The sequence below is a fragment of the Symbiopectobacterium sp. Eva_TO genome, from assembly GCF_053848865.1.
This window is the reverse complement of sequence record NZ_JBSPEY010000004.1, coordinates 1,307,057-1,327,656: the sequence shown is the minus strand read 5'-3', so window position 1 is coordinate 1,327,656 and position 20,600 is coordinate 1,307,057. Positions and strand designations below refer to the sequence as shown.

16 protein-coding genes, 2 tRNA genes, 1 rRNA gene, 4 pseudogenes and 1 riboswitch are annotated in these 20,600 nt (G+C 54.7%); of the genes and pseudogenes, 13 read left to right on the top strand and 10 right to left on the bottom strand.

All coding sequences use genetic code 11. The features are described 5' to 3' along the window. Nucleotides 1-199 precede the first annotated feature (199 nt). Complete coding sequence (gene shiA / locus ACWWJF_RS08975; protein WP_455869252.1) at nt 200-1,546, top strand: shikimate transporter; 1,347 nt, start codon at nt 200-202, stop codon at nt 1,544-1,546. Nucleotides 1,547-1,609: 63 nt separating this feature from the next. Here the strand turns inward: shiA and ACWWJF_RS08970 are convergent. After that, nucleotides 1,610-1,951, bottom strand: a pseudogene (locus ACWWJF_RS08970) (GlcG/HbpS family heme-binding protein); the annotation flags it as partial. Nucleotides 1,952-2,005: 54 nt separating this feature from the next. Here ACWWJF_RS08970 and ACWWJF_RS08965 point away from each other — a divergent pair. The 3 genes and pseudogenes from ACWWJF_RS08965 to ACWWJF_RS08955 form a co-directional block, all read left to right on the top strand. Beyond that, nucleotides 2,006-3,174, top strand: a protein-coding gene (locus ACWWJF_RS08965) for an IS3 family transposase (RefSeq protein WP_455869251.1) whose coding sequence is annotated in 2 segments (ribosomal slippage) — nt 2,006-2,261 and nt 2,261-3,174 — 1,170 coding nt in all. Because the reading frame shifts where the segments join, the coding sequence is not laid out codon by codon here. A 6-nt stretch (nt 3,175-3,180) separates the two neighbouring features. Beyond that, nucleotides 3,181-3,285: pseudogene (locus tag ACWWJF_RS08960) on the top strand (integrase core domain-containing protein); the annotation flags it as partial. Nucleotides 3,286-3,325: 40 nt separating this feature from the next. After that, a pseudogene (locus tag ACWWJF_RS08955) lies at nt 3,326-3,742 on the top strand (aminotransferase class I/II-fold pyridoxal phosphate-dependent enzyme); the annotation flags it as partial. Between the two features lie 221 nt (nt 3,743-3,963). On the opposite strand, the gene thiH reads toward ACWWJF_RS08955, so the two are convergent. The 7 genes and pseudogenes from thiH to rsd form a co-directional block, all read right to left on the bottom strand. Beyond that, nucleotides 3,964-5,085, bottom strand: a complete 1,122-nt coding sequence (thiH, locus tag ACWWJF_RS08950) for a 2-iminoacetate synthase ThiH (protein ID WP_455869250.1) — start codon at nt 5,083-5,085, stop codon at nt 3,964-3,966. Beyond that, entirely contained in the window at nt 5,082-5,867 is a 786-nt protein-coding gene (locus ACWWJF_RS08945; RefSeq protein WP_455869249.1) for a thiazole synthase, read from the bottom strand. The genes thiH and ACWWJF_RS08945 overlap by 4 nt, the downstream gene beginning before the upstream one ends. 1 nt (nt 5,868) lies before the next feature. Then, a complete protein-coding gene (gene thiS / locus ACWWJF_RS08940) occupies nt 5,869-6,069 on the bottom strand; it encodes a sulfur carrier protein ThiS (protein ID WP_455869248.1) in 201 nt (66 codons plus the stop codon). Continuing rightward, nucleotides 6,066-6,833, bottom strand: a complete 768-nt coding sequence (locus tag ACWWJF_RS08935; RefSeq protein ID WP_455871006.1) for a HesA/MoeB/ThiF family protein — start codon at nt 6,831-6,833, stop codon at nt 6,066-6,068. Before ACWWJF_RS08935 ends, thiS begins: the two co-directional genes overlap by 4 nt. Then, a complete protein-coding gene (thiE, locus tag ACWWJF_RS08930; protein WP_455871005.1) occupies nt 6,826-7,470 on the bottom strand; it encodes a thiamine phosphate synthase in 645 nt (214 codons plus the stop codon). Before thiE ends, ACWWJF_RS08935 begins: the two co-directional genes overlap by 8 nt. An 18-nt stretch (nt 7,471-7,488) precedes the next feature. Further along, nucleotides 7,489-9,426: pseudogene (thiC, locus tag ACWWJF_RS08925) on the bottom strand (phosphomethylpyrimidine synthase ThiC); the annotation flags it as partial. Between the two features lie 129 nt (nt 9,427-9,555). Then, a riboswitch (TPP riboswitch) is annotated at nt 9,556-9,679 on the bottom strand. Between the two features lie 121 nt (nt 9,680-9,800). Continuing rightward, on the bottom strand, nt 9,801-10,265 hold the full coding sequence (gene rsd / locus ACWWJF_RS08920) for a sigma D regulator (RefSeq protein WP_455869247.1): 465 nt from the start codon (nt 10,263-10,265) through the stop codon (nt 9,801-9,803). A gap of 108 nt (nt 10,266-10,373) precedes the next feature. Here rsd and nudC point away from each other — a divergent pair, with 108 nt between their 5' ends. The 6 genes from nudC (at nt 10,374) to ACWWJF_RS08890 (ending at nt 14,871) form a co-directional block, all read left to right on the top strand. After that, nucleotides 10,374-11,147 (top strand): NAD(+) diphosphatase, encoded by a 774-nt coding sequence (nudC, locus tag ACWWJF_RS08915; RefSeq protein ID WP_455869246.1) that lies wholly within the window; start codon nt 10,374-10,376, stop codon nt 11,145-11,147. A gap of 81 nt (nt 11,148-11,228) precedes the next feature. Then, on the top strand, nt 11,229-12,293 hold the full coding sequence (gene hemE / locus ACWWJF_RS08910) for a uroporphyrinogen decarboxylase (RefSeq protein ID WP_455871004.1): 1,065 nt from the start codon (nt 11,229-11,231) through the stop codon (nt 12,291-12,293). A gap of 38 nt (nt 12,294-12,331) precedes the next feature. Next, a complete protein-coding gene (gene nfi / locus ACWWJF_RS08905; protein WP_455869245.1) occupies nt 12,332-13,009 on the top strand; it encodes a deoxyribonuclease V in 678 nt (225 codons plus the stop codon). A gap of 95 nt (nt 13,010-13,104) precedes the next feature. Then, nucleotides 13,105-13,674: a YjaG family protein gene (locus ACWWJF_RS08900; RefSeq protein ID WP_455869244.1), complete on the top strand. Its 570-nt coding sequence runs from the start codon at nt 13,105-13,107 to the stop codon at nt 13,672-13,674. 200 nt (nt 13,675-13,874) lie between these two features. Beyond that, nucleotides 13,875-14,147 (top strand): nucleoid-associated protein HU-alpha, encoded by a 273-nt coding sequence (gene hupA, locus ACWWJF_RS08895; RefSeq protein ID WP_455869243.1) that lies wholly within the window; start codon nt 13,875-13,877, stop codon nt 14,145-14,147. Nucleotides 14,148-14,220: 73 nt separating this feature from the next. Next, a complete protein-coding gene (locus ACWWJF_RS08890; protein ID WP_455869242.1) occupies nt 14,221-14,871 on the top strand; it encodes a DUF1481 domain-containing protein in 651 nt (216 codons plus the stop codon). Nucleotides 14,872-14,996: 125 nt separating this feature from the next. Here the strand turns inward: ACWWJF_RS08890 and purD are convergent, their stop codons facing one another. Both purD and purH read right to left on the bottom strand, forming a co-directional pair. Continuing rightward, entirely contained in the window at nt 14,997-16,286 is a 1,290-nt protein-coding gene (purD, locus tag ACWWJF_RS08885; RefSeq protein WP_455869241.1) for a phosphoribosylamine--glycine ligase, read from the bottom strand. A 17-nt stretch (nt 16,287-16,303) separates the two neighbouring features. Beyond that, nucleotides 16,304-17,893, bottom strand: a complete 1,590-nt coding sequence (gene purH, locus ACWWJF_RS08880) for a bifunctional phosphoribosylaminoimidazolecarboxamide formyltransferase/IMP cyclohydrolase (protein ID WP_455869240.1) — start codon at nt 17,891-17,893, stop codon at nt 16,304-16,306. 786 nt (nt 17,894-18,679) lie between these two features. On the opposite strand from purH, the gene ACWWJF_RS08875 reads away from it, so the two are divergent. The 3 genes from ACWWJF_RS08875 to ACWWJF_RS08865 all read left to right on the top strand — a co-directional run bounded on the left by ACWWJF_RS08875 (nt 18,680) and on the right by ACWWJF_RS08865 (nt 20,553). Continuing rightward, nucleotides 18,680-20,221 (top strand): 16S ribosomal RNA (locus ACWWJF_RS08875). A gap of 75 nt (nt 20,222-20,296) precedes the next feature. After that, a tRNA-Ile gene (locus tag ACWWJF_RS08870) sits at nt 20,297-20,373 on the top strand. Between the two features lie 104 nt (nt 20,374-20,477). Next, nucleotides 20,478-20,553 (top strand) — tRNA-Ala (locus ACWWJF_RS08865). The last annotated feature ends 47 nt before the right edge of the window (nt 20,554-20,600 follow it).

Genomic DNA, 20,600 nt, shown 5'->3' with positions numbered 1-20,600 from the left:
GATAACGCTTAAACGTCTAAACCCCGGTCCGTTGGCCGGGGTTTTTTTTATCTCTCAGCCTGCGAGTACACAGAAAAAAAGCAGACTTGCTCCCCTTCGTCACGCATACTTCTTAATCATACTTTTGTAACCATGATATGAATTTCTTTTGAGTAATAAATAGTGTACAGTTGTGTAAATTTAAAATAACGAGACGAACATGAACAGCACAAGCACACCAATGTCGCCGCAGAGCGATAGCGCAGCAAACCACAACAGCTCACAATCCCTGCCTGAAAGCCATACACATAACCGGACTCGTCGTGCTGCATGGGGAAGTTTTGTCGGCGCCGTTGTCGACTGGTATGATTTTCTACTGTACGGAATAGTTGCCGCTTTGGTGTTTAACACCGAATTTTTCCCACAGATAAGCCCGACCATGGGCACGTTGGCGGCATTCGGGACTTTTGGCGTTGGCTTCTTGTTCCGCCCGCTGGGCGGCATGGTGTTTGGTCACTTCGGCGATCGTCTGGGTCGTAAACGCATGCTGATGATCACCGTGTGGATGATGGGGATCGCCACCGCGTTCATCGGCCTGTTGCCTTCATTTGCGTCTATCGGCTGGTGGGCTCCGGTGTTGCTGGTCACCCTGCGCGCCATTCAAGGGTTTGCTGTCGGCGGCGAGTGGGGCGGTGCAGCGTTGCTTGCGGTAGAAAGCGCGCCGAAGAAGAAAGCCTTTTACAGTAGCGGCGTGCAGGTCGGTTATGGTGTCGGCTTGCTGCTGGCGACAGGGTCTATTTCTGTCGTCAGTCATTGGACGACCAACGAGGAGTTTGTGACCTGGGGCTGGCGGCTGCCGTTCCTGTTCAGCCTGATACTGGTTGCCATTGCCTGGTGGGTGCGTAACGGCATGGATGAATCCCAGGAGTTTGAAGCCAATAAAACGCTGCAAGAACGCGCTAACAAACTGCGCTCTTTCCCTATTTTTGAAGCATTGCGCAAACATCCAAAAGCATTTCTACTGATCATTGCCTTGCGCCTTGGCGAACTGTTGACGATGTATATCGTAACGGCCTTTGCGTTGAACTACTCAACCGCACATCTCGGTTTGTCGCGCTATATGTTCCTGAATATCGGTCTGCTGGTGGGGGCAATCAGCTGTTTCTCTATTCCCGCTTTCGCCTGGCTGGCTGACAGCTTCGGCCGTCGTCGTATCTATGTTACCGGAGCGCTGATCGGTGCGGCCAGTGCAGTTCCGTTCTTTATCGCGCTGGAGCATCACAACACGGTGCTGATCCTGCTGTTCGCTATTCTGCTGGCGAATGTCGCGCATGATATGATCGTCAGCGTACAGCAGCCGATGTTTACCGAACTGTTTGGTACCGCCTACCGCTATAGCGGTGCAGGCGTGGGTTATCAGGTCGCGAGCGTGGTGGGCGGTGGCTTTACGCCGTTTATCGCCGTGTTGCTGGTGACCGGGTTCTCCGGTGCTTGGTACGGCGTTGCGGGTTATCTGGCGATAGGGTGCCTGATCTCTGCTGTGGTCGGGATGAGTATGAAGCCGTAATCAACGGATTAAGAGCGAATAAAGACCGTAACGCGATAGTGCTGTACGTTACGGTCTCTTCCGTTATTTTGCGCCAAGTTGGGCTTTGACCGCCTCGATCGCATCCAGCGCACACTGTTGGTCGATACTGCCCGAGGGCGCGCCACCAATGCCAATCGCCCCAATGGTTTGATCCTCCACTTTTACCGGCACGCCACCCGCCAGCAATAAAAAACCTGGAATATCACGCAGATTTTGCGCTTCAGCATTCGCCTGGGCGTTTTTCATCACGTTTTCCGTAGGCGCTTTCGTGGTGAGTGCGGTAAACGCCTTCATCCGGCTGGCTTCGAGGGTATGCGGGCCGGCGTTGTCCATGCGTTTGGCCAGCTTCACTACGCCAGCACGATTGTAGTGGCACACTGATACTGGCCACCTGAGCGGAGGTGATATGCTCACCTCATCAACACGACAGGTGACCTCATGGGTAAACATTTTACGGCGGAATTTAAGCTCGAAGCCGCAAAGCTGGTTGTCGACCACGGCTACACATACGTTAAGGCCGCAGAGGCGGTTAATGTCAGCCATTCTGCCATTAGTCGCTGGGTCAATAAGCTTCGCCTTGAACGACAGGGAAAAACGCCAACGGGACTTCCTCTTACCCCTGAACAGCTCGAGCTGCGTGAGATGAAGAAAAAAGTCCAATGCCTTGAAATGGAGAACGAAATCCTAAAAAAGGCTACGGCGCTCTTAATGTCGGACTCACTCAACGGTTCACGGTAGTCGACAGGCTGAGGGCGCGATACCCGGTCACGGCGTTGTGCCAAACTTTTGAGGTACATCGCAGCAGCTATAGGCACTGGCAGGCTTCCGCTAATGAACCCGACGGTGAGCGCGTGGTTAAGTGTAGCCGCGTCATGGAAGCCTGGAACGCCAGCGGCGGCTCTGCCGGCGCTCGAAGTATCGCGACCATCGTCACCGGCAGCTCCGGTGTCAAAATGGGGCGCTGGCTGGCTGGCAAGCTGATGAAGGAGCTGGGTATCGCCAGCTGCCAGCGACCGGCTCACAAATACAAACGCGGCGGCAATGAACACGTTGAAATACCGAACTATCTCAACCGCCAGTTCGCGGTTACCGCGCCGGATCAGGTCTGGTGCGGCGATGTGACCTACATCTGGACGGGCAAATGCTGGGCTTACCTTGCGGAGGTGCTAGATCTGTTCGCCCGCAAACCGGTGGGCTGGGCCATGTCGACGTCGCCGGACTCGGCGCTGACAGTTAAAGCGTTGCAGATGGCCTGGGAACTCCGGGGACAACCAACAGGAGTCATGTTCCACAGCGACCAGGGCAGCCACTATACCAGCCGTCAATACCGGCAAGCCCTGTGGCGCTGCCGGATAAAGCAGAGTATGAGTCGGCGGGGTAACTGCTGGGATAATGCGCCAATGGAGCGGTTCTTCCGCAGCCTGAAGACAGAATGGGTGCCGACAAAGGGTTACAACAGCTTCAGCGAAGCCCAGGACGCGATTATCCGCTACATCACGGGGTATTACAGCGCTATCCGGCCTCACTGGTATAACGGCGGCTTAACTCCAAACGAATCTGAGCGACTGTTCTACATACAGTCTAATGCGGTGGCCAATATTAGTTGACCACTACACCTTGCAGCGGCGTTCAATCATTACAATGAAAACCATCCGCACAGTGCGCTGGGATACAACTCCCCAAGAGAATATCGGCGCCAGCGGGCATCGTTAACTTAAGATACAAAAGCTGTCCGGAGATGGTGGGTCAAGATCAACCAGCACGGGCTATGCCGTTACCCATACCCAATTAGCCGTGGCAGAGTTTATTCGTCAGGGCCACTATCAGCCCCACGTGCGTCGGATGCGTACCTATTATAAAAGCAATCTCGATGCGTTCACCTGCTGGGTGCGGCGCTATTTCCCCTGCGGAATCTGTGTTAGCCGACCGCAAGGCGGATTTCTGATGTGGATTGAGTTTCCTGAAACCTTCGATACGTTGCGGCTTAATAGCTTGCTACGTCAGTCCGGTATTCAGATAGCCTCTGGCTCGTTGTTCTCTGCGTCCGGCAAATACCGCAACTGTATGCGCGTGCACTACGGTCTGCCGTTAACCGATGAGATGCAGCAGATGCTACGCGTGATTGGCGAGCAGGCAGAACACCTGCTGCATGAAGATACGGTGAGCGACCACTAGGTGTATGTCGAAGAAGGGCCGATACAGGGCGACAGCGCCACCCTGTATCGGCAGCGGGGGCAAAACCGAATGGAACAATTCGGTTTTGGTCGACACATCGAGGTCGTCAACATCATCAATTTACGTAGCGAACGATAAACAGAGGGTGCATGGTTTGGCCGTTTTATCGCCGAATAGTGGCATTATTCGCCCCTTTATCCAGCGTTATGTTGATGATGCGACTACCTTCCCAAATACCCATCCCAGTCTTTCCATACCGGTTGCAGGCCGGCCTGTGCTAACGCCTGTGCGACGGCTTCCGGGCGGCGATTATCATGGGGGGAAAATTGCTCCAATTCGGAACGATTGTCTGCATAGCCTCCCGGCTGCGTTTTGGAAAATGCACTAACGCTGTTGATAGCAATAGGCACCACGTTATCACGAAAATAGGGGGATTCTCGGGTAGATAACGACAATTCGACGTCGGGTGCCAGCAGACGGAATGCGCAAATCACTTGCAGTAACTGCGCTTCGCCCATGATCGACGCGGGTGTGATGCCGCCCGCACAGGGCCGCAGGCGCGGAAACGAGATGGAGTAACGACTCTGCCAGTAGGTTTGCTGCAAATACAGCAAGTGTTCCGCCACCATATAGCAATCGGTGCGCCAGCTGTGCGATAAGCCAATCAACGCGCCGAGTCCGATCTTATCGATCCCAGCGCTGCCCAAGCGATCCGGTGTGTCTAGGCGCCAATGAAAATCCTGCTTGTTGCCGAGCAGGTGATGTTGCTGATAGGTCACCGGATGGTAGGTTTCCTGATAGACCATCACGCCGTCCAGCCCCAGCCCTTTCAGCTCGGCGTAATCCTCTTGCGCCATCGGTTGCACTTCCATCATTAGCGCGCTGAAGTGTGGCCGAATCAGTGGCAACATGTCGCGAAAATAATCCATGCCAACTTTACGTTGATGTTCCCCCGTGACCAGCAGCAGGTTGTCAAACCCCAGCGCTTTGATGGCGGCAATCTCGCGCAGGATTTCCTCTTGGTTCAAGGTCTTGCGCTTGATGTGGTTGCTCATGGAGAAACCACAGTAGGTGCAGTCATTGGCGCACAGGTTTGACAGGTAGAGCGGAACATAAAAGCCCACGGTATTACCGAAGCGTTGCCGGGTAAGCTGCTGAGCCCGTGCAGCCAGCGGTTCCAGATAGTGCCGCGCTACCGGGGAAAGCAGTGCCATCATATCGTCACGAGAGAGCGTGGTTGCGGTGAGAGCCCGTTCCACATCGTGGGCGGTTTTGCTATTGATATCGAGAGTGATGGCATCCCAATCGAGCTGTTCCCAGCGGGTACGAAAAGCGCGCGTCATGATTGCGCCTCCGACGTTGTCTGATGAAGAAAGCCGGTCAGCGGGCTGGTGGCGCTCGCCACGTGCTGGCGTTGGCCTAACCCGGCCTGGCGTGCCCGTTCGCCCGCTTCTACTGCTAAACGAAAGGCGTGGGCCATCTGCACCGGGTCGCGCGCCACGGCAATAGCCGTGTTAACCAGCACCGCATCGGCCCCCATCTCCAGCGCCTCGGTGGCGTGACTGGGTGCACCAATACCTGCGTCAACCACGACGGGTACCGTAGCCTGTTCAATAATGATGCGTAAGAAATCGCGAGTTTGCAGTCCCTGATTGGAGCCGATGGGCGCACCCAACGGCATCACGGCGGCGCAACCCGCCTCTTCCAGCCGCTTGCACAGCACCGGGTCCGCGCCGCAGTAAGGCAGCACCACAAAACCCTCTTTGACCAGGCGCTCAGCGGCGCGCAGGGTTTCAATCGGGTCGGGCAACAGGTATTTGGCATCGGGGTGAATTTCCAGTTTGAGCCAGTGCGTGCCCAGCGCTTCGCGCGCCAGCCGTGCAGCGAACACGGCTTCATCTGCGGTTTTCGCCCCTGAAGTGTTGGGCAACAGTTTCACACCAAGCTGCTTGAGCGGTGCGAAAATGGCGTCATTACCGGTTTTCAGGTCAACACGTTTCATGGCCAGTGTGACTAACTGAGAGCCCGACGCCTGCAACGCCGCATGCATCAGTTCGGCGGTAGCGAATTTACCTGTTCCGGTTAATAACCGGGAAGAAAAGCGAGTATCGGCAATCTGCAACATATCAACCCCCTGCGATAGCCTGAAAAAGAAGAATATCGTCGCCTGAGCAAACGGGTCGTGTCGCCCATTCGTCACGCGGCACAATGGTCTGGTTTATCGCCAGCGCCGTACCGGGCTGTAAGCGACCCAACCCCGCCAGTAGGGTTTCCACCGTGGTGCCTTCATCGCATGCCATGGCGGTGTCGTTCAGCGTTATGTTCATGCCGCGATACCCTTACAGATCGGGCAGCGCGCCGAACGGCTTAACTGAAAGGTTTGCCAGCTCTGTTGCTTGCCATCAAACAGGCGCAGTTTGCCGCTGAGCGCGGAAGGCAACCCCGCCAGTAGCTTGATGGCTTCCAGCGCCTGAAGTGTGCCGATGACCCCGACCACCGGGCCGAGTACCCCGGCGGTGCGGCAGTTGCGTTGCGGTTCTGTCGCTTCTGGATAGAGACAGGCGTAACAGCCGTGCGGATAGGGGGGCGTTAGCACCAGCAACTGTCCGCTAAAACCAACCGCACTGCCGCTGACCAGCGGCGTTTGCTGCTGAACGCAAGCGGCGTTAATCGCGTGGCGTGTTGTCATGTTGTCACTGCAATCCAGCACCAGATCGGCCTGTTGAACGGCGCTGCGTAGTGTTTCTCCCGCCAGACGCTCAGTAAACGTTACCACCTCGGTTAACGGGTTGAGTGCCAAGAGCTGCTGTTTGGCGAGCGTGGCTTTGGGGCGAGAAATATCCTGCGTGCGGTAGAGGATTTGCCGTTGTAGATTGGAAATATGCAATTGGTCGTCATCGGCGATCGTCAAGCTGCCGACCCCTGCGGCAGCGAGATAAAGCGCGGCGGGCGCTCCTAGCCCACCCATGCCGACCAGCAGCACGCGAGATTTTTTCAGCCTTTCTTGTCCTTCCGGGCCGATATCTTCCAGCAGCAATTGACGGCTGTAGCGTAAGAACTCTTGATCGCTCAGTGCCGGATCGTTAAGCATCATGACCCTCCTGATTTTCAATCAGACTGAGCAGGGTGGCAGTGGCCTGGCGCCAGTCCGCGGCCTGCGTGATTGCGCTGACCACTGCAATACTGCCGACGCCGGTAGCCAGCACGCTCGGCACGCGGTCGATACTGATGCCGCCGATGGCCACGGTAGGGAAACGCCCTTGTAGCGCGTCAATGTGACGCTTCAATTCGCTCACGCCCTGCGGAGCGGAGGGCATCTCTTTGGTTTGTGTCGGGAAGATATGCCCGAGGGCGATATAAGACGGTTTGAGCGCTACGGCGCGAGCCAGTTCCACGTCGTCGTGGGTTGAAATCCCCAAACGTAGCCCCGCATTGCGGATCGCCTCTAGATCGGCGCTATCCAGATCCTCCTGACCCAGATGCACACCGTATGCCCGATGTTTGACGGCCAGTTGCCAAAAATCGTTAATAAACAAGCGTGCCTGATAATCCTGCCCGAGCGCGATGGCCTGCATGATGGCGGTCTCAGCTTGTTCTGCGGTTTTGTCCTTAATGCGTAACTGGATGGTTTTTACGCCAGCACCGAGCAGGCGCTCGATCCAGGTTACACTGTCCACTACCGGATAAAGTCCGAGCAGGGGTGCGATCGCGGGAAATGCCAGATTCATTTGGCTTCCTCCCCCCAGCAGCGTCGTGGCACTGTGGTAGAGCTCGCTGCCGCGCGCTCGGAACTGGGCCGACATCTCTGCTATGCCGACTTCTATCGGCTGCGCTTCCACGGCAGGGGCGGGATTTTTCGCCGCGTATTCACGCACTTCCTGCGAAATTTTCATCGAGCAGAATTTGGGGCCGCACATGGAACAGAAGTGTGCAACTTTGCCGGATTCTTGCGGCAAGGTTTCATCGTGATAGGCGCGTGCGGTTGTCGGGTCGAGCGCCAGATTGAACTGGTCTTCCCAACGAAACTCAAAGCGTGCTTTGGACATGGCGTTATCGCGGATCTGCGCACCGGGATGTCCTTTCGCCAGATCGGCTGCATGTGCGGCGATCTTGTAGGTGATAAGCCCCTGCTTCACATCCTCTTTGTTGGGCAGCCCAAGGTGTTCTTTCGGTGTAACATAGCAGAGCATGGCGCAACCGAACCAGCCAATCATCGCGGCCCCGATACCGGAAGTGAAGTGGTCATAGCCGGGAGCGATATCGGTGGTCAGCGGCCCCAATGTATAAAACGGCGCTTCGTGGCAGTGCTCCAACTCTTCGGTCATGTTGCGGCGAATCATCTGCATCGGCACATGCCCCGGCCCTTCAATCATGACTTGCACGTCATACTCCCAGGCGATTTTGGTCAGCTCACCCAAGGTATGCAGCTCGGCAAACTGTGCCTGATCGTTGGCATCCTGAATGGAGCCGGGACGCAAGCCATCGCCCAGCGACAGGGCAACATCGTAGGTTGCACAAATCTCGCAAATTTCACGGAAGTGGACGTAAAGGAAGTTCTCCTGATGGTGCGACAGGCACCACTTCGCCATGATGGAGCCGCCGCGCGACACGATGCCGGTCAGGCGCTGTGCGGTCATCGGCACATAGCGCAGCAGCACCCCCGCGTGAATGGTGAAGTAATCAACCCCTTGCTCTGCTTGCTCAAGCAGCGTATCGCGGAACATTTCCCACGTGAGGTTTTTCGCCACACCATTGACCTTCTCCAGCGCCTGATAAATAGGAACGGTGCCAATTGGTACCGGGCTGTTGCGCAGTATCCACTCGCGGGTTTCGTGAATATAGCGTCCGGTGGAGAGATCCATCACCGTATCGGCCCCCCACAGCGTGGACCAGACCAGTTTTTCCACCTCTTCCTCGATAGACGAGGTGACCGCCGAGTTGCCGATGTTAGCGTTCACCTTGACCAGAAAATTGCGCCCGATAATCATCGGTTCAGATTCGGGGTGATTGATGTTGGACGGGATGATGGCACGGCCTGCGGCGACTTCCTGGCGCACAAATTCCGGGGTGATGTTGTCCGGCAGGATCGCGCCAAAGCTTTGTCCTGGGTGCTGGTGGCGCAACACTTCGCTGCGAATGCGCTTACGTCCCATGTTCTCGCGGATGGCGATAAACTCCATTTCCGGCGTGATGATCCCTTGGCGCGCATAGTGCAACTGCGTGACGCACTTGCCTGACTGGGCGCGTTTGGGCTGCGGTAACTGTTCAAAGCGCAGGTGATCTAACCCTGCATCCGCCAATCGCTGCTGGGTAAAACGGGAACTGACGCCAGAAAGTGGCTCGGTGTCGTTACGTTCAGCAATCCAATCGGCACGCAGTTTGACCAACCCGGTACGCACGTTCGGCCGTGCGTCGGGATCGCCATACGGTCCCGCCGTGTCATACACCGGCACGGCTTCGTTAGGTTCATAGCGAGGATTGTCTTTGTCGCCACCTAACAGCGTTGGGCTAAGGGCGATTTCCCGCATCGGCACACGGATATCACTGCGCGATCCAGTAAGATAGATACGCGTGGAGTTAGGGAAGGCGGTGCCGCGCAAGTTATGAATAAACGCCTCGGCGGCTTCGCGCTTTTCGCGACGGCCAGACGGGGTTTTTTGCGTTGTAGCGGGTGATTGAGACATAGCATGTTCCTGATTATGGTTAAGGAAAAATGCTTGTCTGGAGCTCGCAGGGAGTAATTATGGTTGCCTTGGCCCCGATTTTACGCGCTATGCCGGTAACAACATGGCGGTGATAACGGTGACAAAACAGAATGGATTACTCTTGTTCCCTTCGCAGGTTTTAACCTGATCAGGTTCCGCGGATCCCGAATAAACGGTCTCAGCCTGCGGCTTATGTAGGACATAAACACGCTAGGCACTCCGACAAGATACGCCCGATATTCAGCACAGCGGCTGTTTACCAAGCAATAACCCCATTACCATGAGGTTAATAAAACGCTAACACTTTAGGACGTCTGAGAGATACTGTCAAAATGTAAGGTGGAGCGATGGTGTTATTCTTTATCAATGACCAGACGAATCAGCCGATCTTCCAGAGCAAAGCGTTCCGCCATGGCTTCGCCGACGCTTGACAGCGCCTGCTGAAACTCAATGCAGTTGTTGTGATCGATGGCGGTCGCCAGACTGCTGTCGTAGAACTCCATAATGAATTGCGTGTTGGCCTGTAACGCCAGCACCAGACGGTGCGTTTGTGCCAGCTTTTGATCGCTCAGTGCGACTGCCTCTTGCAAGATGCGCTCATAGACATGGAAATGGCAGGCGGAAATATAGTCCACAAGGTTGTGGCAAAAATCATCCAGCGCCTGCTCATCGAGCGGGGTGTGTTTATCTTTGTTTGGCTTAATGCCGACCAGATGGTAATAGGCAATCAGAAGTTGCTTGCGCGCTTGTAGCCATTGGTCGATTAACGCATTATTGCCACCAACGTACTCAGTCAGACTTTGTAATTGGTTTAACATTGTTGACTCCGTGCATTGATAAGAAAGAACAATCGGTGACGATGGAATTCTGCCATATCCCTGACAGTTAAAATGCCAGTGAAGTGTCTGTGGAGCAATAGAAAAGATATGGAACAAACATTAAAAGGTGATGAGCATGGATGGTGGGTGGTCAGCCATGATAGTCAAGTGTGGCTACCCGAAGGGAAGCTCCCGCATGGCACGGCGGCGCAGTGCGGATTGGAAGGCATTGTTGGACGCCAGATAGGGGAGTTGCACGGGGAGTGCGTGTGGCTGGTCAGTCACCAGAAAACGTCGCAGATGGATTCTGTACGCCAACTTCTGGATGAAGACGTGGCGCTGTTTCAACTGGCAGGACGCGGTGTACAACTGGCCGAGTTTTATCGTTCGCACCAGTTTTGCGGCTATTGCGGGCAGAAAATGGTGCATAGCAAAACGGAGTTGGCGTGCTTGTGTCCGCAGTGTAAAGAGCGGTATTACCCACAAATTGCCCCGTGTGTGATCGTGGCGATCCGGCGTGGCGAAGAGATCTTGCTGGCGCAGCACCAGCGTCACCGCGGCAATATGTATACCGTGCTGGCAGGGTTCGTGGAAGTGGGAGAAACGCTCGAACAGGCCGTCGCTCGTGAAGTGATGGATGAGAGCAATATTCGTATTAAAAATCTGCGCTACATCAGCTCACAGCCTTGGCCGTTCCCGCATTCGCTGATGATGGCATTCATGGCGGAGTATGCCGACGGTGACCTGCGCCACGATCCCAAAGAGCTCAGAGATGCCGGTTGGTTCCGCTACGATCAACTGCCGATTCTCTCGCCGCCGGGTACGGTCGCGCGACGTTTGATTGAAGACACTGTGGTACTGTGTCGCGATGGGCAGGAATAACGTCGTTGGCGTGCTACACTTCGCGCCAATCGTTTCGTTATCGCGTTTTGACCCTCTCTCAGGATGACAAAAGGACACCGCATGCCAGACCTGAAAAATGATCGCTATCTGCGCGCGTTACTGCGCCAACTCGTTGATGTTACGCCGGTATGGATGATGCGCCAGGCAGGTCGCTATCTGCCAGAGTACAAAGCAACGCGCGCACAAGCGGGTGATTTTATGTCGCTGTGCAAAAATCCAGAGCTGGCTTGTGAAGTTACGCTACAACCGCTTCGGCGCTATGCGCTGGATGCCGCCATCCTGTTTTCCGATATTCTTACCGTGCCGGATGCCATGGGGTTGGGACTCTATTTCGAAACTGGGGAAGGACCGCGCTTTACACATCCGGTTCGAACCGCTGCGGATGTGGCGCGGTTGCCAGTTCCCGATCCTGAACAGGATCTGGGCTACGTGATGGATGCGGTTCGCACCATTCGCCGCGAACTGGCCGGTGCGGTGCCATTGATCGGTTTTTCCGGCAGCCCCTGGACGCTGGCAACCTATATGGTGGAAGGCGGCGGCAGTAAAGCGTTTACGGTTATCAAAAAAATGCTGTTTGCTGAGCCACAGACGCTCCACTTGCTGCTGGATAAGCTGGCTGACAGTGTGATTCTGTATTTGAATGCGCAGATCAAGGCCGGTGCGCAATCGGTGATGATTTTCGACACCTGGGGCGGAGCGTTGAGCGGGCGCGATTACCGTGAGTTTTCACTGCACTACATGCACAAAATTGTGGACGGTTTGCTGCGTGAGCATGAGGGGCGGCGCGTACCTGTGACGCTGTTTACCAAAGGCGGCGGTCAGTGGCTGGAAGCTATGGCCGCGACAGGGTGCGATGCGCTGGGTCTGGATTGGACCACGGATATCGGTGAGGCGCGGATGCGGGTTGGGGACAAGGTGGCGCTGCAAGGCAATATGGACCCGTCAATGCTCTATGCGCCACCTGCGCGTATCGAGCAAGAAGTTGAGACGATTTTGACTGCGTTCGGCCAGGGGAATGGCCACGTGTTCAATTTGGGACACGGGATTCATCAGGATGTGCCACCGTACCATGCCGGTGCCTTTGTGGATGCGGTGCACCGGTTGTCGCGTCCGTTCCATCAATAATCGCCATCATCAAGATTGGACGCGCCTTAAGGAGTAGGGTGATGGATACGCAAGCATTGAAAGCGGAGCAGAAACGGCGGGCGCAGGAGATCGTGCATGTTGACAGCCTGCCCTTTGTCGAGCCCAGGTTTATTGGCGGGGCTGATGTCGGGTTCGAGCAAGAGGGCACGGTGACGCGGGCGGCGATCGCGATATTGCACTACCCTTCACTTCAGCTGGTTGAGTACCAGATTGCCCGTATCCCGACGGTAATGCCCTATGTGCCGGGATTGCTCTCTTTTCGTGAGTGTCCTGGCCTGTTGGCCGCGTGGGAACAGTTGGTGCAGAAGCCTGATTTGCTGTTTGTTGACGGTCACGGTATTTCACATCCCAGGCGGTTGGGCGTTGCCAGCCATTTTGGGTTATTGGTGGATGTCCCGACCATTGGCGTGGCTAAAAAACGGCTGTGTGGTCAGAGTGCCCCGCTTTCTGAAGCAGCCGGTAGCCAAAGCGCGCTGATGGACCATGACGAACAGATTGGCTGGGTGTGGCGTAGCAAGGCACGCTGTAATCCGCTGTTTATCTCAACCGGCCATCGGGTGAGCCTGAACAGCGCGCTGATGTGGGTAAAACGCTGCCAGCAGGGCTATCGTTTACCCGAACCCACGCGTTGGGCGGACGCCGTTGCCTCACAACGGCCAGCCTTTCAACGCTGGCTGCGTGAAAATCCGCAGTAATGCAGGCGGGATGCGGTAAGTTTAAGAATTCAGGCATAGGGCAAGGCAAAATTTTCAGGTACACTGCCTGCCATTAAAAATAATGAGCGTCGACGATGTTACGTAATCCTATTAACCTGCGGCTGGAGAAGCTGGAAAGCTGGCAGCACGTGACTTTTATGGCTTGCCTTTGCGAGCGGATGTATCCGAACTATTATGAATTCTGCCGCCAGACCGAGTTTGGTGATGCGCAACTGTATCGCCGCATCCTCGATCTGGTGTGGGAAGTGCTGGTGGTGAAAGAGGCCAAGGTCAATTTCGACAGCCAGTTGGAGAAATGGGAAGACGCTATTCCCTCCGCGGATGATTACGATTTATACGGTGTCTATCCGGCCATTGACGCATGCATTGCATTGGGTGAACTGATTCATTCGCAACTGAGTGGTGCCACGCTCGAGCATGCGATTGCCATTAGCGAAACCTCCATTCGCACGGTAGCGATGCTGGAAATGACACAAGCTGGCCGTGAAATGACGGATGAAGAACTCTACATGTTGCCCGCGATCGAAGAAGAATGGGACATTCAGTGGGAGATTTTTCGGTTGCTGGCGGCATGTGAAGAGCGTGATTTGGTATTGATTAAAGGGCTGCGCGCCGACCTGCGGGAAGCAGCAGTATTGGCATAAATTTAGGCCAATAAGGCGATAAAACGTGATTTAAGGCCCTAAATGACAAGTTGAAGGGCTTCACATCCGCCCCCTGTCTGGTCTACATTTGGGGGGCGTAAAAAAAGTGGCTGTCGGTGCGTGCGTGCAGGAGAGTGCTTTTGAGCATATCCGTCGCACTCGATGCTAAGCAAGCGATAAACACACTGTAAGGATAACTTATGAATAAGACTCAACTGATTGATGTGATTGCAGACAAAGCTGACCTGTCCAAGGCTCAGGCTAAAACAGCGTTAGAAGCCACTCTGGCCTCGGTAACTGAGTCTCTGAAAGCAGGCGATGCAGTACAATTAGTGGGTTTTGGTACGTTTAAAGTGAACCATCGTAACGAGCGCACTGGCCGCAACCCGCAAACGGGTAAAGAAATCAAAATCGCTGCGGCGAATGTCCCGGCATTTGTTGCGGGCAAAGCACTGAAAGACGCTGTTAAATAAGCGAATGCCAGTGAAGGATTCAAGCAAAGGGGCGTTAGCGCCCCTTTTGCTTTTGTGGCGCAGGTTGGGCTCGGTGGCTATCGCCGGATTGATCACCGCCTGTTCCAGCCATTCACCACCGCCAATGACCTTCGCCACTGGCTATGTAGGCGATCGTGCGGTGGTGCGCGTGTGGCGCAAGGATGACAGCCAACAACACAGCACGCAGTTAGTGACGCTCTCCAATGCGTTGCAGGATGATAACCTGTGGCCCAATCTGCACGGGGTGGAAACGCGTTACCTGTTTGTTCAAGACCATCTGCGTGAAATAAAGCGCAGTTATCGTGGTGCTCATCCTGAAAGCCTTCATCTTCGTTTTGCTGACGATGGCACGGTGAGCTTTATGCAACGGCAACTCGACGATCGGCGTGAAAGCGTGTCTGACGATGAGATAGCGCTGTTTCAGTTTGATGCCAAGCGGGTGCTGGAACTCAGCGAGGTGTTACGCACTGGCAGTGTGAAACTGCGTCAGGGGGTGCTACAGGGCAATCGCGTGCTCACCTGTGATGGGCCGAATGTCAGCCCTGATTTTGATCTGCTCTCGCTGAGATGGATAGCGCAACAGCGGCAGCATCGCCCCGATGTCACGCTGCGCGTGGCGTGGTTGGATGCCCCTGCGGGAACGCAACTGCTGCTGGTGGCTGAGGAAGACTTGTGCCAGTGGAAGCCGTTTGCCAGCGAGTAGGGTTAAATCTACCCGTCATTCCCGCGTTGGCGGGAATCTCTCACAGGCTAAACGCGTTTCTTCTGCCAGAGGTCCCCGGCCTACGCCGAGGACGACGAAGGTGCATATCACCTATCATTCCCGCATTATTGCTTTTGCTCACGAGCAATGGCGCGGTAGCCGATATCATTGCGGTAGAAACTGCCGTTCCAGCGGATATCTTTAGCAACCTCATACGCTTTCTGCTGCGCCAGTGCGACAGTGCTACCCAAGGCGGTCACGCACAGCACGCGCCCACCGCTGGTGACTACGTCATCGCCGCGCAGTGCGGTGCCAGCCTGAAACACTTTGCTGTCTTCTGCTTCTTCCTGTGGTAAGCCGCTGATGACATCGCCGGAAGCGTAGTCACCGGGGTAACCGCCTGCCGCAATCACCACGCCCAGCGCCGGGCGCTCATCCCAGACGGACGTTGTCTGATCCAGCTTGCCTTCACAGGCTGCCAGACACATCTCCACCAGATCCGAGCGCAGGCGCATCATGATCGGTTGCGTTTCCGGATCGCCAAAGCGGCAGTTAAATTCGATCACCTTAGGCTGGCCCGCGTCATCGATCATCAACCCGGCATACAGGAAACCGGTATAGGTGTTTCCCTCAGCCTTCATGCCGCGCACTGTTGGCCAAATCACCTGATCCATCACGCGTTGGTGGATCTCATCGGTCACCACCGGTGCAGGAGAGTATGCGCCCATACCGCCCGTATTCGGGCCGGTGTCCTTGTCGCCCACACGTTTGTGGTCCTGGCTGGTGGCCATGGGCAATACGTTATCGCCGTCGACCATGACGATAAAGCTGGCCTCTTCCCCTTCCAGAAACTCTTCGATGACGATGCGGTGCCCTGCATCACCAAACGCATTGCCTGCCAGCATATCCTGAACCGCATTTTCTGCTTCTTCCAGCGTCATGGCAACAATAACGCCTTTGCCTGCCGCCAGGCCGTCAGCCTTGATCACGATAGGCGCACCGTGCTTACGCACATAGGCCAGTGCAGGCTCAACCTCGGTGAAATTCTGGTAGAACGCGGTAGGGATCTGCTGGCGCGCCAGAAAGTCTTTGGTAAAGGCCTTGGAGCCTTCCAATTGTGCAGCAGCTTGAGTGGGGCCAAAAATCGTCAGACCCGTAGCACGGAAAGCATCAACCATGCCAATCACCAGCGGTGCTTCCGGACCAACGATCGTCAAACCAATCTGTTTTTCCTGGGCAAAAGCAACCAGCGCCGGAATATCGGTAGCGGAGATCGCCACGTTTTGCAGCGCAGACTCGCGTGCCGTACCCGCATTACCGGGCGCGACATAGACATTATCTGCCAGCGGCGACTGGGCGGCTTTCCACGCCAGCGCGTGTTCGCGCCCGCCATTACCAATGATTAAAATGTTCATCTGTGTCATATCCTGAATTAGTGGCGGAAATGGCGTATGTCGGTGAAGATCATGGCAATGCCGTGTTCGTTAGCGGCGGTGATAACCTCGTCATCACGAATGGAGCCCCCCGGCTGAATTACACAGGTAATGCCAACGGCGGCGGCGGCATCGATACCGTCACGGAACGGGAAGAACGCATCAGAGGCCATTACGGAGCCTTCAACCTGCAATCCTTCGTCACCGGCTTTAATTCCCGCGATTTTTGCGGAATAGACGCGGCTCATCTGTCCTGCACCGATGCCGACAGTCATATTATCACGGGCATAGACGATGGCATTGGATTTGACGAACTTCGCGACTTTCCAGCAGAATAGTGCATCGCGCAGTTCGGTTTCTGTCGGTTGACGCTCTGTGACAACGCGCAGTTGATCCGCATCAACGATGCCCAGATCGCGATCCTGTACCAGCAGGCCACCGTTGACGCGTTTGAAATCCAGCCCGGAAACGCGTTGCTGCCATTGGCCGCAAATGAGGACGCGCACGTTCTGTTTTGCTGCTGTTACTTTCAAGGCTGCTGCACTGGCTGAGGGCGCGATGATCACTTCTACAAACTGACGACTGATGATCGCTTGCGCGGTGGCTTCGTCCAATTCGCGGTTAAATGCGATGATGCCGCCAAATACAGAGGTGGGGTCGGTTTTGTAGGCGCGCTCGTAGGCCGCCAGAATCGACTCGCCAATAGCAACGCCACAGGGGTTGGCGTGTTTTACGATGACGCAGGCCGGTTCGGCGAACTCTTTTACGCACTCCAGTGCCGCATCGGTGTCGGCAATATTGTTGTAAGACAGCGCTTTACCCTGCAACTGTTCTGCTGTCGCAACAGAGGCCTCTTTCAGCGTCTCTTCAATATAGAAGGCGGCCTGCTGATGGCTGTTCTCGCCGTAACGCATGTCCTGCTTCTTGATGAAGTTCAGGTTCAGCGTGCGCGGGAAGTGGCCGGCCGGCTTATCTGTCTCTCCGTGGTAAGGAGGAACCATCGTGCCAAAGTAGTTGGCAATCATGCTGTCGTAGGCCGCGGTATGTTCAAAGGCTTTAATCGCCAGATTGAAGCGGGTTTCCAACGTCAGGGAACGCGCATTGGCATCCATTTCGTTGATGATGTCAGTGTAGTCACTGCTTTTTACCACGATAGCGACATCTTTATGGTTCTTGGCGGCGGAACGCACCATGGTCGGGCCGCCAATATCGATATTTTCGACGGCATCAGCCAGTGAACAATCGGGGCGGGCCACCGTTTGCGCGAAGGGATACAGGTTTACCACCACCATATCAATGGGGCTGATGTCATGTTCTGCCATGATGGCGTCATCCGTGCCGTGACGACCCAGGATCCCGCCGTGTACTTTTGGGTGCAGGGTTTTAACGCGACCATCCATCATCTCTGGGAAGCCCGTATAGTCGGACACTTCAGTGACGGGTAAACCCGCATCAGCCAACAGGCGGGCAGTACCGCCAGTGGAAAGCAGCTCCACGCCACGTTGAGAAAGCGCCTGAGCAAATTCGACAATACCGGCTTTGTCAGAAACGCTGAGTAAAGCGCGGCGGATAGGACGAGGTTGTGACATGGTGATGTATCCCTTGGCTTTGGATAGGCATAAAAGAACAGTATATGAATAAAGTTTTGCTGTTTTTATCTTTATCTGGATAAAACCGCATTCCTATTCTGTTCTTGTGCGGTAATTTTGCGCGGGAGAATTGTAGCGAAAACGTTTGCGTGATGCTCGTCTAATTTTAGGGCATATCGTTATACACATCTTTTGGCCATTTTTTGAACAGGATGCTCAGAACCCCGTGAATTAAGGCATTCAAGCCATCCCATTGGCTTTTTGAGGTTCAAAATGCCACTCTGAGATAAACCCGTAACTCATTGATTAAACAGTGCGTTAGAAAGATGTGTATAACGATATGATTTTAGGGAGAATCTCATTTGTGGATAACATTGTGCAAAAGTGGGTATAAAACGGGGTTTTGCTGTGGAATTCAGCAAACAGTCAATTTTATTCAAAATACCTATTGCAGGCTGCGCGGAAATCCCTATACTGCGCCTCCACTGACACGGCAACAGCGACACGCGGTTGCGGTAACAGTCGGAAAGTTAAACGCGAAATTGAAAAATTAACGTTGACTTTTCAGCGGTGCAGCGTAATATACGCCTCCCGCGCCACGGTAGATGTGGCAACGCTCTTTAACAATTAATCAGACAATCTGTGTGGGCACTCACAGGACTTTATCGTAAAGCCTCAGGGCTTAAAAAATAAAAGTCTTGAAGAGTGAACAACAGTTAATTCATTACGAACTAACAGTAATAATTCTTTGAGCATCGCTTCTCGAGTAGAAGCAAATCAAACTTTAAATTGAAGAGTTTGATCATGGCTCAGATTGAACGCTGGCGGCAGGCCTAACACATGCAAGTCGAGCGGTAGCACAAGGGAGCTTGCTCCCCGGGTGACGAGCGGCGGACGGGTGAGTAGTGTCTGGGAAACTGCCTGATGGAGGGGGATAACTACTGGAAACGGTAGCTAATACCGCATAACGTCGCAAGACCAAAGTGGGGGACCTTCGGGCCTCACGCCATCAGATGTGCCCAGATGGGATTAGCTAGTAGGTGGGGTAACGGCTCACCTAGGCGACGATCCCTAGCTGGTCTGAGAGGATGACCAGCCACACTGGAACTGAGACACGGTCCAGACTCCTACGGGAGGCAGCAGTGGGGAATATTGCACAATGGGCGCAAGCCTGATGCAGCCATGCCGCGTGTGTGAAGAAGGCCTTCGGGTTGTAAAGCACTTTCAGCGAGGAGGAAGGCAGTAAGGTTAATAACCTTGCTGATTGACGTTACTCGCAGAAGAAGCACCGGCTAACTCCGTGCCAGCAGCCGCGGTAATACGGAGGGTGCAAGCGTTAATCGGAATGACTGGGCGTAAAGCGCACGCAGGCGGTTTGTTAAGTTGGATGTGAAATCCCCGGGCTTAACCTGGGAACTGCATTCAAAACTGGCAAGCTAGAGTCTCGTAGAGGGGGGTAGAATTCCAGGTGTAGCGGTGAAATGCGTAGAGATCTGGAGGAATACCGGTGGCGAAGGCGGCCCCCTGGACGAAGACTGACGCTCAGGTGCGAAAGCGTGGGGAGCAAACAGGATTAGATACCCTGGTAGTCCACGCTGTAAACGATGTCGATTTGGAGGTTGTGCCCTTGAGGCGTGGCTTCCGGAGCTAACGCGTTAAATCGACCGCCTGGGGAGTACGGCCGCAAGGTTAAAACTCAAATGAATTGACGGGGGCCCGCACAAGCGGTGGAGCATGTGGTTTAATTCGATGCAACGCGAAGAACCTTACCTACTCTTGACATCCAGAGAATTTAGCAGAGATGCTTTAGTGCCTTCGGGAACTCTGAGACAGGTGCTGCATGGCTGTCGTCAGCTCGTGTTGTGAAATGTTGGGTTAAGTCCCGCAACGAGCGCAACCCTTATGCTTTGTTGCCAGCGATTCGGTCGGGAACTCAAAGGAGACTGCCAGTGATAAACTGGAGGAAGGTGGGGATGACGTCAAGTCATCATGGCCCTTACGAGTAGGGCTACACACGTGCTACAATGGCGTATACAAAGAGAAGCGACCTCGCGAGAGCAAGCGGACCTCATAAAGTACGTCGTAGTCCGGATTGGAGTCTGCAACTCGACTCCATGAAGTCGGAATCGCTAGTAATCGTAGATCAGAATGCTACGGTGAATACGTTCCCGGGCCTTGTACACACCGCCCGTCACACCATGGGAGTGGGTTGCAAAAGAAGTAGGTAGCTTAACCTTCGGGAGGGCGCTTACCACTTTGTGATTCATGACTGGGGTGAAGTCGTAACAAGGTAACCGTAGGGGAACCTGCGGTTGGATCACCTCCTTACCTAATGATACTGATTCTGTGAAGTGTTCACACAGATTGTCTGATGAAAGAAATCGAGCGGTTAGAAGACCTTATAGGCTTGTAGCTCAGGTGGTTAGAGCGCACCCCTGATAAGGGTGAGGTCGGTGGTTCAAGTCCACTCAGGCCTACCAAAATCGTTCTCAATGCTGCGTTGCTCGCCCACTCGCATACTGATGTATGCTTCGCGAACTCGCGCCTTGCCTGAGAGCGATTTGGCAAAGGTTTACTATTCTATGGGGCTATAGCTCAGCTGGGAGAGCGCCTGCTTTGCACGCAGGAGGTCTGCGGTTCGATCCCGCATAGCTCCACCATCTATCGTCTCGATACCCAATACTTCAGAGTGTACTGTTTGACAGTA